We start from the raw sequence: 13,358 nt of genomic DNA, 5'->3' as shown, positions 1-13,358 counted from the left end.
CACACCGGGAAGTTCCAGGGCGGCTGCACATTTCCCTACTAAAATACTCTGTTATATTCATGGATCTCCTGCTAATAATAGTTTCGTGATCTGAAAACAGATGAGGAGACAACCATGACAGAGGCAGTAGCGGACCTCCAGCGCCTAACCGGCTATACCCTGCTGTTAATGGGCTTTATGTTGTTGATCATTAACCATGTGAGCGTTGTTTTGGGAGATCCCTGGCTTATACCGGAGTTTCTAAAGCTTCAATAAACAATGGGTTTCTCGCCTCAGCATCCTGCTGCATGAGGCGTAACAACAGATCGACAAACCAACTTTTACGAAAGGATACCAGGCTGCGCGGGGCTGGCTTTGTTGCACACCCGGCTCCGCCGATAAGATTGAAGCCTGGTTTAAAGACAATAACCTATTCTGCAGCCATTCCTATTTCTTCATTGCAAATGATATACCGGTCCTTACCTTGTCTCTTCGCGTCATCTCTGCGGTTATCAACCAGTTCCAACATGCCGGACCATTCCTCAATTTCATCGGCTGATCTTTCGCAAACCCCGATACTGGCCGTGACCGGACGCCCATCAGGCAGGGTGCCGAGGCCCTGATTGAGAACTCGTTGCGCAATAATCCTTGCCCCCTTGCAATCCGTGCCCGGCAAAATCATCATAAAAACCTTTTCCCCCCAATGGACCAGCATATCGTTGTGGCGCAGGCCATCGGATAATATATCGGCCGCTTCCAGTACGACATGGTCATAAGTCGCGTAGTCAAATTCTGCGATGATATTCTGCACATTATCGAGATCAACAAGCGCGATACTCAGAAATTCATTTTGTAATTTAGCCTGCTGAAAGGCTTTTGCCAGACTCTGCACTCCGGACTTTCTGGTCTGCGCACCCGTCACGGGATCGTGATCCGTACGTGTTATCATTGAGATCATATACTGCAACTGAATCGTGGATGTGAATAACACAATCCCCAGAATGATTATCAGCAGCCACAAGGTCGGCAATAGCTCCAATGCCGGTACAGTCGCATAGTAACTCCAACCTGTCACAGTCAACATGGCTATCAGCAGTGCCAATACCGCACACTCCAGGAGTGTCAGTGGAAACAATCCCAACAGGCCAACTGCGATGTAGGGCAAGAGTGTATATAGCGCCATCGGAAGATGATAAACACTTTCTGGTGGAACCATCGCCAAATAGTGAGCCGAGGCGAAGAATGTCAGCGGTAGATTGATCAGCATTCCTGCCAGCAGGAGCAGGCTCGTTTTTAGCGTGGCCTGTTCTGTACGATAACGTGCCAGATAGACAAAATGTACAGTCGACAACAACCTGATCGCCACAATTGGCCAAAACAGATTTAATGGCAGAAGCAAGAAGTCGATGACCAGCCAGAGGGGAATCAAGATTGATAACAGCGAAGCGATAAAGCGTATTCGTTCAAGCAACAGCTCAGCGCGGTGCTTACGCATATACGCCGGATGCTCATCCGAGGAAATGAGTTTATCCAGTTCACCTATCGAGTAGATGCGGGAGTTATCACCGAGATGTTGAATAAACGATCTGAATACCGACATGGCCTGTTCCAATGGGTCAGGAGACCCCAATCTTGTTTATTTATACGAGCATATATCAAAGGGCGCATTTACAACAAGCACCGGTCAACAAGCCAAACAACCACTAATTACACAGGCAAATACCAAAGCCTTTTAGTATTGGCTTACCTGACGCCATTGTACTCGAAAGGAGTTGATCAATGCATGAGCAGTATATTTGCATGGCCTCAAGTCACTCACAAAAAAATGACAGCAGACGCCTCTTATCGAAGCATCTGCCGCCAAGCTCTGGCAAAACATTGATACAGTGAAAAAGTATAGGCTAATGGCTCCGAAAAACCTTATCGTTCCAATTCAATCTCTTCGACGGAAGCATCCCCGTCCCGGTCCTTTATCTTGGCCCTTTCGCCGATATTCAACTGACTGAAAAATGAGTCAGCGTCTGTCAGATCATCATCCAGCTTGTATTCCGTAGCTTCATACACAGTGAATACAGCGCCGACCAGGGTGACAGAAACCTGGCTGCTGAATGCATCGATCGGTGCCTCTACTTTTGTCGCTGACGACTCATCCTCCCGCTCTATACTGATGGCAATATACTGATCACCCATGCGCTTAAGCTCCACTTCAACATAATCTCCATCCATCAACTCATCGAGATTGAAGCTGCCATCGTCATCCTGATCAAAATCGGAACTATCCTCAAACAGTGTCGAGTTATCGGTCACAATATTCAGACTCTGACTGTTACCCAGGTCCAGGCTAACCGTACCATTCTTCGCGTCGACGCTTTGAACACCGCTCACCCGGGCTTCAATTTCGATCTCGCCGTCTTCAGCCTCTATCTTTTCGGCGATCAAGATGTCACCCTGCATATGACCTTCGACTTCCACCTCCATCCCTGCATCGAGGTTGCCCTCAAGTGTATCGGGTTCATAGCGTGTAACCGGGGAAATTTCGATCTGGACCCCATTCACTGAAAATCCACCATTTCCGTCGCCTGAAAGAATCCCGCGCAGTGAGACATCCTCGTCATCATCATCGAGAAGATCGATGTCATCGCTCTCGATGCGAACAACCTCTGCAGGCCCCCCGCTGCTGTCAAGCTTCAGCTCAACAAACAGGCCGAGAGGATCGGCAGGTATATCCAAATCGACATTTAAACTGATGGGATACGGCCCGGCTACCACTCCGTTCTGCAAAACCAGCGTGATCTCACTGCCGTCATAGCTGGTGACCGTTCCCTTTATCTCATAATCGCTATCATTATCGTTTTGCAGTTCAAGCCGGGATGCGACAATCTGACTGCCATCGAAAAAGCCACTGACTTCGATCTCTTGTCCCTCGGCAAGGCCTTCAAACGATGCCCCGTCATCGAACACAGTACTGTTGGCATCCACCATGACAGCCATCCTTAAGATGGTAAAAGTGGCCACTTCACTGTTTTTCACAAGAGATCCGCTATCTATCGGGCCCTCCAGGTCATCATCATAGGTAATGACATCGGCAACACCCGTCATATCATCCCGATTCACTGATCCTTCCACCCGCACCTTCATTCCCACCGCCAGCGATGAATCGTCATAGCCCTGTTCGTCGTCGACCCGATATTGGGTATGTGAAGTATCGAACCTGATGCCATTGACATAAACACTGCCAAACCCGTCGATCCTGCCAACGGTGATGAAATCACCACCGCTGCTGGTAGCGCTGTCACCGCTCCCACCACCACCACAGGCCCCAAGTAAAGCGATAAGAAAGGTAGAAGCAAACATTACTGATTTAGACTGATTCATTAACATATCCTCCGCTACACACATTCCCAGGCAAATGCGTTGTATATAGTCGTATGTGGATAATTTGGGATATTTTTCCCATTTTCAGAAGAAAGTATATGACGAATCCAAAATTATTCAAGTGGATTTTTATTAATATTTGCTTAAGACACTACCATGGAAAAAAATATTTAAGCTACTGAATATAAAGATATTATTTATGATTACACCCATACCGGCACGACATGAATGGCAGTGATGAAGGGAAGGTGACTCCCACTTGACAGCCGATGATCTGCGCCAAATCGATGTCCTTTCGTGGTGGCGACTCCGCCGCCGGCCCAAATTTCAATCATAGACACCTGCGTAATAGAGAGAGGAGCGATTAACAGCCTCGATACGGGGCAGTTCTCATACCTCATATCGGGCCTGTGCAAATGCATGGAAACAGCTACATGAACACTCAAACAGCAACGCGACTTAATTTTTTACAGCCGAAAATTTCGGACACATACAGTCGTGCGGGATCGGCTATAATCATATGCATGGAACCGCTTGACACTGGAAAAGTCTCCCTCTGTATAGAAGATGGTCGCTATCTGCATGCTGTCATCTATACGAATGGAGAACTGGCAGAACAGGATATCAAACCCGTCACTGACTATTTGGACAGGTTCACTCTCCCACTTCCCACACTGATCGTAAGAAAGGGGCGCTACGCTATCTCAATTCCAGTGCAGATAGCCATGCTTCAGCAGACGAAACGGCGCTTGAAGGCAGTTGCCTTCATAGAACGGGATCACAAGGATGTGATCATGACGCGCATTGCGGCCAATACCTATTTCAAGGATATCCCGGTAAAGTCCTTCTATGATGAGGAAGAGGCGGTCAACTGGCTGTCCCAACACTTTTATCAGACCCCATTACTGACCGAGGCGCAAAACAGCGCATAGACGAAGGATCAGGTTGTGGGACTCAGCGGGGCAATAGATGCCGGCCCCATCAATAATTGATTGTAGATCGCCGCCTCAAACCGGCAACGCCCTTTTATCCACTACCTTGCGCATGACAAAACTGGAGTGGACACCCGTTACCCCCTCGATACGTGTGATCTTATTCAATAAAAGGGCCTGATAGGCCTCCATATCCCGCACTACCACCTTGACTTGATAGTCCGCATCTTGGCCGGTGATCAGCAGACACTCCAGAACCTCCGGCAGATTTTTGATCTTATGTTCGAAATTTTCAAAACGCTCGGGGGTATGGCGATCCATGGCGATGTGTATCAGCGCCATCAGTTTGAGATCCAATTTGCCCGCATCCAGTTGGGCCCTATATCCGGTGATGATGCCGGACTCCTCCAACGCGCGTACCCGACGCAGGCAGGGCGAGGGAGAAAGACCGATCCGTTCGGCCAGGTCCTGATTACTGATACGTCCATCCCGCTGCAGTTCATCTAGTATGTGTCGATCGTAGCGGTCCAGATTCATCAAGTTGCCCTATCGTCAAATATTTCGCTATTTTATTGCGTTATTTTATATATTTTAGCTATTATTTTATTTTTTTTGCAAATATTAAAGTATATTTCGCAATCCATTGCCGGTCATTCTGCATTAATCTTTCACCATCGGCCACAAGCCGTACTCATTAAGATCCGGAATCACAAGTTCCGGGTACGGGGCAATCACCCCATAAGGGTTTGCACAGGGGAGTCCTCATCGCCATATAAAGACCAGGGATTTGGTTATGGCCGGTGGCGACATCCCGGTTGCCAGGAAGAGCTCACATAGTTAGCCAATAAACCTGCTGCAGGAGATTCACCGTGAACCGATTTGACCACCGTAAATACCGTCCTATGCAGGCCGTGCCGATGCATGACCGCCAGTGGCCAAACCAGACGATCGATAGCGCTCCGATCTGGGCCAGCGTCGATTTACGCGATGGCAACCAGGCATTGCTTGAACCAATGAATGTGGTACAGAAACGCCGTTTGTGGGCACTCCTGGTGAAGCTCGGTCTGAAACAGATAGAAGTCGGTTTCCCCGCCGCCAGCCAAACCGATTATGACTTCGTGCGCTGGCTGATCGAAGAGGATCAGATTCCACGCGACGTCACGATCCAGGTTCTGGTGCAAGCCCGTGAAACATTGATCCGCAAGACCTTTGAGTCCTTGAAGGGCGTACACCGGGCAATTGTACATGTCTACAATTCCACCTCCACGGTGCAGCGTGAAAGGGTTTTTGACCGTAATCGCGACGGTATCAGGGAAATCGCTGTTCAAGGAGCAGAAATGCTGCAAAGTGAGGCCGCCAACCACCCTGAAACCGAATGGGTGTTTCAATATTCACCGGAGAGTTTTTCAAATACCGAATGGGATTACGCCGTGGAGGTCTGCGCGGCGGTCATCGATGTCTGGCGGCCCACACCGGATGATCCCTGTATTATCAACCTGCCCGCCACGGTAGAGAGCAGCACCCCAAATCTGTTTGCAGACCAGGTTGAATACTTCTGCCGACATCTGCAGAACCGCGAATCGGTAATCGTCTCTGTTCACACCCATAATGATCGTGGATGCGCGATAGCCGCCGCAGAACTCGCCCTGCTTGCCGGCGCCGATCGGGTTGAGGGTACATTGATGGGCAATGGTGAGCGAACCGGCAACATGGACCTGATTACAATGGGCATGAATCTCTATAGTCAGGGTATTGATCCGGAGATCGACCTCTCCAGACCTGACGAGATTATTCAGATTTATGCTCAGTGCACAGGCCTGCCGGTGCACCCGCGACACCCCTGGGTGGGGGAGTTGGTGTATACCGCCTTCTCCGGTTCCCATCAGGATGCTATTCGTAAATGTCTGCATCGCCAGCAATCGGACGAACCCTGGCAGGTCGCCTATCTGCCGATCGACCCACAGGATATCGGCCGGGATTATCAGGCGGTAATCCGGGTCAACAGCCAGTCGGGCAAGGGAGGGGTGGCCTACGTCCTGGAACGGGATTACGCTCTGATGTTGCCGCGCTGGATCCAGACGGAATTGTCCGCCATTGTGCAACGGACAAGCGAATCATGTGAGGGTGAGGTCGACAGTAAAACCATCTTTGAACTCTTTCAAAACCACTTTGTGGCCGACATCCGTCCCACCAGGCTGGAAGGCTACCGCCTTGACTCCCACCAGGGAAGTGACGTGATCGATGTCAAGCTGTCAGACAACGACCAAGCCAGGACTATTCACGGACAGGGTGAGGGGGCAATCTCTGCATTTATGGACGCCTGGACTCAAGCCTTTCACACACAGGCGCGGGTTCTTGACTATCATGAACATGCGATCGGTGAGGGTACCGACGCGGAAGCTGTTGCCTATGTACTGCTTGATATAGATGGCCAATCATTCGCCGGAGCGGCATTTGATCAGGATAGTGTCAGCGCTTCACTTAAATCCCTTATATCGGCACTGAATCTTTATCAGATCGCACAGGAACGCGCGATGAATATCGGCATGACAGGATAGTATTGATCTGACAACTGCTGAATTGTCGCAACCGATACAAAATAACTCCTGATTACTCACAATATTCAGTCACTGAATCGGTGACCTGGCGATAGCGAGTGGTATTAGTAAACCGCGAATACTCGCGAATGTTTTTCATGTCCGCAAATGAACGCGAATAAACGTAAGATATCTATTTGCTGTACAACATGTTTCAACACAGCCCCTAACCTGCCGCTCCATATGGGATAGATAAAAAATACAGAAATTGCGCTCATTTGCGAACTGATTAAGATTTACGTCTGTTAGCGGCTTGCTTTTACAAGGCCCACTGCTGGGGAGAGGTAGAGTGGATAGCCGAGAGTGTTCAATCCAGCTTCGACAGCTCAAGTAAATGAGGCAGGGGCTGGCCGATATGGAATCCCTGTGAATACTCAATCCCCATTTCGCTGACCCGAGCCTGGATCTCTTTTGAGCATACATATTCTGCAACTATCGAAGTGATGCCGATTTTATGCGCAAGCGTGGTGATTGCCTGAATGGCCTGCGCGGCATGCGGATCCTCCATGATGTTCCGTATCAGCGATCCATCGATTTTCAGCGTATGAATATTCAGTTCCAATAGATGGCGCAGGTTTGAGTAACCGCTGCCGAAATCATCGATAGCTATCCTGCATTCGTAGTCTGCCGAGCGTCTGACGAAATCCGCAATCGCTTCGTAGCTTTTGACCTCTTCACTCTCCAGTATCTCCAGAGTCAGACGCCGTCCTATACCGGGTGACTGTTCAAGTCGATGGAACAGGAATTCTGTCACCTCCGGATCAAGAATATCCTCAATTGCAAGATTGACCGAAAACTCAAGCTCAGTATCGGCAAATGCCTTAAAGCTCTTTTCAATCATGATCCGTGTCAGATCCGCATTCAGACGCCCCTCTCTCGCAACAGACAGAAATTCATCGGGCAGTAGAAGCGTACCATCCTCGGTCATGACGCGAACCAGACATTCGTAATGCTCAATACACTGACTGCGATTATTCATGATCGGCATGAAATAGGGTATGACCGCGTCATTGTTGATCGCCTCTTTCAATACGCGGATCATACTCAGGTTGTCTCTCATCCTGGCCTTTTGACCCACATCAGGATCGTAGGCGAGAAACTTCATCCGGGTACGCTTGATCTGGTTGAGTGTCAGATTGGCCGTTTCCAGTAGCGGGGCGACTGTTGACAGGCCGGCAGTCACATTGATCGGTACCGGATTGTCGTCAAAGCTAAAAAGCGCATGCTCCATTGTCCGTATCAGTTTACGAGCGAGCATTTCCGGATCATCCGTTCCACCTTCGACAAGAACACCGAAATCGTCACCGCCGAGGCGGAACAATCCATGCCCCAACGGGGCTAGGGCAGACTGTAAAACCGCTGCCATCTGCACAAGAATACTGTCTCCGGCCTCATGACCGTAAAAGTTATTAATATGTTTGAAGCCATCGATGTTGATAATGATAAGCGCCTGCTCAGTGTCAGTCTTGAGTGAACGCTCGAAAGCGAAACGGTTTTGTAAACCGGTCAGACGGTCGATGGTCGCACCCTGCTCAAGTGCGGTATGTAAATCCGACAATTCCCTGTGCCGCCTGTCCAGGTTGATCAAAAAAACGACGATCATGCCCAGGGATCCGATGAAAGCAAGCGTGATCAACAGTGACCAAAGATGGACACTCTCTGCCTGCCGTTTACTGATATCGAGAAACAGCTCACTGGCGCCATGCAGGGCTTTATCGATGGGGATATCGAGAATCCCCGTAAAAACCGGTACGTACTGAGCCAGGTATCTGTCGACGATTCGGGCATGCGACAGAAACACCCGATTGAATCGTTTTCTATCCGGATCGGCAAATTCCTTGTCTTGCAGCCTTTGCAGCACCTCCTTGAATCCGGTCAGCAGCTCGGCATCCATAGCGTTGCTGGCAAGAAACACGAGGGAGGTCGCTTGCGACAGGTCCTCTACGTACGTCTGGTCTTCATTGACGAAATTCTTTATGTAGCGATGCGTCAGTCCCGGTACATGGGAGACCGAGTTCTTGACCAGGGAATTGAGTGTGGCGTAACGGATGATGTCCTGTTCCTTTTGTTCCAACAGCTGGTTGAATTTGTCTAGCTTTTCCCAGAAAGGTCGGTATTCCGCTGAGGCGAGGAAATCCAGGACATGTATCTCCCCCCCCAAATTCCTGATCTCCTTTATCAGTCGGTGCACTTCATCATAATTGTGATAGAGACGGTAGGCGGTACTCCATATCTCTTCGTCCACACGCTTGTTCATCAGCTCCATCTCTGCCAGATTATGGATAACCTGATTATGACCTGACAGCAGCGCATCAGTTCGTGACTTGGAATAAAAAAAGGTCAATCCCGCCAGCAGGGCGAGAATCAATGCCACATAGATCTTGAATTGAAGCCTCACGGCGACTCCAGTATCGCAGGGCGTTTGCCGGTCAGCGTCTTGAGAAAAGCGGTCAGCTGACGGTTCTCCTCCGCTGTGAGATCAAACCCCAGATTGTGGAAGGCCATGGTCGCCAGCGTTTCGCCCAGAGTGCTTTTGCTACCGTCGTGCAGATAGGGTGAGGTGAGTTCAATATTGCGCAGGCTCGGCACCTTGAACCGGTTGCGATCGAAGGGATCGCCGGTACGGGCATAGAGGTCACCGGCTTCAACGTCTTTCTCAAGCGGATTGACCGCACCGATATATTGATACGAATTCCCACCCAGATTGATACCGTTATGGCAGGTGACGCAACCCATGGTTCTGAACAACAGATAACCCTCTTTTTCATCTGCCGCCAGTTCAATTTCACCTCTCAGGTAGCGATCGAAAGGGCTGTCCGGTGTAAACAGGGCCTTCTCGAACTCAGCGATGGCATCGGTGACATCTTCGAACCGGACGCGAGACTGATGATAGACGCGTGAAAAAAGCAGCGGATATTCGGCATGATCGTTGAGACGCTGCACTACCTCCTCAGCCGTCATAGCCATTTCTATAGGGTTGTGCAGAGGACCGGCTGCCTGTTCTTTCAGGTCAAGGGCGCGGCCATCCCAGAACTGCCTGAAATTGTAATATGAATTGTAAACCGTCGGCGCATTCAGTGTGCCCTTCTGGTTTCCGATTCCAATGGAGACCTGGCGTGGCTCGGCGCCGCCGTGATCGGGGTCGTGGCAGGTGGCGCAGGACACACTGCGGTCCTTGGAGAGCAGGGTATCGAAAAACAGGCGCTTGCCCAATCGTGCCTTGCCTTCGTCATAGGCCACTTCTTGAGGCAATGGCTGCAGGGGTTGCAGGGCCATGGCCTGATTGAGCAGGTGCGATGCCAGCAAGAGGATACTTAGTATAAATACTCTCGGCATCGAATATTTCCGATCATTGATTGATTCCCCCCCCAAATTGACAACGGGAGTCGAAACGACATACCCAGTGGTATCGGCTGAGACTACGGTTTCTTAAACCAGCGGCCACTCTGCTCTTTTCGTAGATGATTGATTTTGTTGGTATACAGCCCACTCTGCAAAATGAATTGTAAAATTGTTATACAGGCTCCACATAGTGATTCTATGCACGGCATCTTGCGGGAGGGTATCCAAATGGACAGTGAGCCTCCCCCGGTATTGGCAATCTCCGCATTGAATGGAATTTACATACGAAGGTGGGAACTGCGGCAACCACAGCCACAACGCTCTGAAATAAATAAAAAAGGCCAAGTATTCGATAATACCCGGCCTTATTCATGAAGACAGGTCAGGGTGCTACTTTTTCTTCGAGGCGGCTACCCGCAGGCGCAGGGCATTGAGCTTGATAAACCCCTCCGCATCCTGTTGGTTGTAGGCCCCGGCGTCGTCTTCAAACGTGGCAATCGACTCATCGAACAGACTATTGGTATTGGAGCGACGCCCGACAATGTCCACATTGCCCTTGTAGAGCTTGACTCTCACCACACCATTGACCACCTGTTGGGTGTGATCGATAGCGGCCTGCAACATCTCCCTTTCCGGCGTGAACCAGTAACCGTTGTAGACCAGCTTGGCGTACCGGGGCATCAGCTCATCCTTCATATGCGCGGCTTCCCGGTCCAGGGTCAACGACTCCATGGCACGGTGCGCCTTGAGCAGAATCGTACCACCGGGTGTCTCGTAACAGCCGCGCGACTTCATGCCCACATAGCGATTCTCCACAATATCGGCTCGCCCGATACCATTCTCACCGCCCAACTGGTTGAGTTTCAATAACAGTGCCGCCGCGGAAAGCTTCTCGCCGTCAATGGAGACCGGGTCACCGTTTTCAAACCCGATCTCGACATAGGTTGTCCGGTTAGGGGCCTCTTCCGGGGAGACCGTCCAACGCCACATATCGCTGCCGGGCTCATTCCACGGATCTTCAAGGTCATACCCTTCATAGGAGATGTGGAGCAGATTGGCATCCATCGAATAGGGTGATTTCTTGCCCTCCCGCTTCATCTCGATTGAGATTCCATTGGCCTCTGCATAGGCCAAGAGCTTTTCCCGGGAATTTAGATCCCACTCACGCCATGGCGCGATGATCTTGATATCGGGCCGCAATGCATAGGCGCCCAATTCAAAACGCACCTGATCGTTGCCTTTGCCAGTGGCGCCGTGGGAGATGGCGTCTGCTCCGGTCTCGTTGGCGATTTCTATCAGGCGCTTGGCGATCAGAGGCCTTGCTATGGAGGTCCCCAGCAGATACTCACCCTCATAGATGGCATTGGCGCGAAACATCGGGAACACATAGTCAAGGGTAAACTCCTCTTTCAGGTCCTCTATGTAGATCTCCCTGATACCTGCCGCCTCAGCCTTGGCGCGCACTGGCTCGACTTCCTCACCTTGCCCGATATCCGCAGTAAAGGTCACCACCTCACACTGATACTCATCCTGCAGCCACTTGACGATAATCGATGTATCGAGACCGCCCGAGTAAGCCAGAACCACCTTCTTAATGCCATCTTTCGACATCTGCTATCTCCCAGAAAAGATGCTTTTGAAACAGCCCATTATAACCCATCTTGAATCAGATGATATGTCGCGAAGCACCCGACAGGTGCGGACGGCGAATACATATTCGACCAAATAACATCTTAAAATTAAAGACTTATTAGCTGCTATACTCTACCTGACTCGCCCCTCAATTTTCATCTGTGCACTGAATAGCGCTAACGGCGAAAGCTTTTGAACTCTAAAAGATTAGCTATCATCCTTCTGACCGCTTGGAGCTTGGTGGTGCTGATCTCTCTCGGCTGGAACGTCAAACACACTCAAGATGAACATCACCATTTTCTGAAAGATGCCGCTCGCCTGATGTTTGACCATATCAAGCTGGTCAGAGATTGGAGTGCCAGTCATGGCGGTGTCTATGTGCCCGTCTCCGAATCCACCCCGCCCAACGAATATCTCGATATCGATAACCGGGATATTGCGGTAAGCGATGAACTGACCTTAACCCTGATCAATCCAGCCTATATGACCCGGCAAATATCGGAACTCGCTGCGCATAACAACGGCATCCAGTTACACATCACCAGTCTTAACCCGATCCGCCCAAGTAACCAACCCACCGACCTGGAACGGGAAGCGCTTCTCATGTTCGAGACCGGTGACACACAAGAATACAGCCACTTGATTGAGGATCAAAACGGATTGCGTTTCTTCTACATGGCCCCCTTGGTTACCACTCGCGCTTGTCTTCGCTGTCATGAAAAGCAGGGGTATGAAGAAGGAGAAATACGCGGGGGTATCAGCGTCACAATTCCCGATGTCAATACAGCTCCAATCTGGGGATTGGTTATTGGCCACATCGTTATAGGCATGATCGGCATAGCGTTAATCACCAATCTCTCTCAAAAGCTATCCGCAAGCTACAAAAAAATGCATCAGCAATCAATCATCGATGCGCTGACCGGCATTCCGAACCGCCGTCATTTTATCGATCGACTACTTGCCGAATACCGTCGCGCCAGCCGCAACTCAACCCCATTGACACTGATGATCTGTGATATTGATTATTTCAAGCTTTACAATGACTCCCTCGGCCACTTGGAGGGTGATGACTGTCTTGTAAAAGTGGCGAAATCAATCCATTCGTCACTACAACGTGGCGGCGATCTGTGCGCGCGCTACGGGGGAGAAGAGTTCATTATCATTCTACCCAATACGGATTTAAGCGGCGGAAAAAAAGTTGCCAGGCGCATCAAACAGGAAATTGCCGCCTTAGCCATACCTCATCCCAACTCGCCTGTCGGTGAACATCTTACCCTGAGCATTGGAGTGGCCACCGAGGTTCATGACTATCCATCCCAATATAAATTAATCAAGCGGGCTGACGACGCACTTTACCGTAGTAAGCAGCTGGGACGAAACCGCATTGAATATGACGCCCATGACCATAATGCAAGCACCTCGTCGGAAATAGAGGAGTTACAGGATAAAATCAAACAACCCGGTTAGTAACGGGCTGAACTTCCAGCGTTGAGTGATCAGC

The 13,358-nt window shown here is 50.2% G+C and carries 10 protein-coding genes; 4 read left to right on the top strand and 6 right to left on the bottom strand.

Annotated elements, in window-relative coordinates:
- Positions 1–114: 114 nt before the first annotated feature.
- The gene (locus AB8516_RS16750) at positions 115–255 is read left to right on the top strand and encodes a hypothetical protein (RefSeq protein ID WP_369162385.1); all 141 of its coding nucleotides are present in this window, start codon (positions 115–117) and stop codon (positions 253–255) included.
- A gap of 154 nt (positions 256–409) precedes the next feature.
- On the opposite strand, the gene AB8516_RS16745 is transcribed toward AB8516_RS16750, so the two are convergent.
- Positions 410–1,579 carry a diguanylate cyclase gene (locus AB8516_RS16745; protein ID WP_369162383.1) on the bottom strand — a complete coding sequence of 390 codons (1,170 nt, stop codon included), beginning with the start codon at positions 1,577–1,579 and terminating at the stop codon, positions 410–412.
- 320 nt (positions 1,580–1,899) lie between these two features.
- Complete coding sequence (locus tag AB8516_RS16740; RefSeq protein WP_369162381.1) at positions 1,900–3,354, bottom strand: DUF5666 domain-containing protein; 1,455 nt, start codon at positions 3,352–3,354, stop codon at positions 1,900–1,902.
- Positions 3,355–3,878: 524 nt separating this feature from the next.
- Here AB8516_RS16740 and AB8516_RS16735 point away from each other — a divergent pair.
- Entirely contained in the window at positions 3,879–4,286 is a 408-nt protein-coding gene (locus AB8516_RS16735) for a hypothetical protein (RefSeq protein ID WP_108289322.1), read from the top strand.
- 75 nt (positions 4,287–4,361) lie between these two features.
- Here the strand turns inward: AB8516_RS16735 and AB8516_RS16730 are convergent, their stop codons facing one another.
- On the bottom strand, positions 4,362–4,823 hold the full coding sequence (locus AB8516_RS16730) for an Lrp/AsnC family transcriptional regulator (protein WP_108289321.1): 462 nt from the start codon (positions 4,821–4,823) through the stop codon (positions 4,362–4,364).
- A 332-nt stretch (positions 4,824–5,155) separates the two neighbouring features.
- Between AB8516_RS16730 and leuA the strand changes: the two genes are divergently transcribed.
- On the top strand, positions 5,156–6,844 hold the full coding sequence (gene leuA, locus AB8516_RS16725; protein WP_369162378.1) for a 2-isopropylmalate synthase: 1,689 nt from the start codon (positions 5,156–5,158) through the stop codon (positions 6,842–6,844).
- Between the two features lie 346 nt (positions 6,845–7,190).
- Here leuA and AB8516_RS16720 read toward each other — a convergent pair whose 3' ends face one another.
- The 3 genes from AB8516_RS16720 to AB8516_RS16710 all read right to left on the bottom strand — a co-directional run bounded on the left by AB8516_RS16720 (position 7,191) and on the right by AB8516_RS16710 (position 11,836).
- A complete protein-coding gene (locus tag AB8516_RS16720; protein WP_369162376.1) occupies positions 7,191–9,281 on the bottom strand; it encodes an EAL domain-containing protein in 2,091 nt (696 codons plus the stop codon).
- The gene (locus AB8516_RS16715) at positions 9,278–10,219 is read right to left on the bottom strand and encodes a cytochrome-c peroxidase (protein ID WP_369162374.1); all 942 of its coding nucleotides are present in this window, start codon (positions 10,217–10,219) and stop codon (positions 9,278–9,280) included. Before AB8516_RS16715 ends, AB8516_RS16720 begins: the two co-directional genes overlap by 4 nt.
- 396 nt (positions 10,220–10,615) lie before the next feature.
- On the bottom strand, positions 10,616–11,836 hold the full coding sequence (locus AB8516_RS16710) for an argininosuccinate synthase (protein WP_369162372.1): 1,221 nt from the start codon (positions 11,834–11,836) through the stop codon (positions 10,616–10,618).
- Positions 11,837–12,100: 264 nt separating this feature from the next.
- On the opposite strand from AB8516_RS16710, the gene AB8516_RS16705 reads away from it, so the two are divergent.
- Positions 12,101–13,324, top strand: a complete 1,224-nt coding sequence (locus tag AB8516_RS16705) for a diguanylate cyclase domain-containing protein (RefSeq protein ID WP_369162370.1) — start codon at positions 12,101–12,103, stop codon at positions 13,322–13,324.
- Positions 13,325–13,358 lie beyond the last annotated feature (34 nt).

It is taken from the genome of Candidatus Thiodiazotropha sp. LNASS1, assembly GCF_964212655.1.
In the GTDB taxonomy this organism is placed as follows: domain Bacteria; phylum Pseudomonadota; class Gammaproteobacteria; order Chromatiales; family Chromatiaceae; genus Thiodiazotropha.
This window is presented reverse-complemented; position numbering and strand designations above follow the sequence as displayed.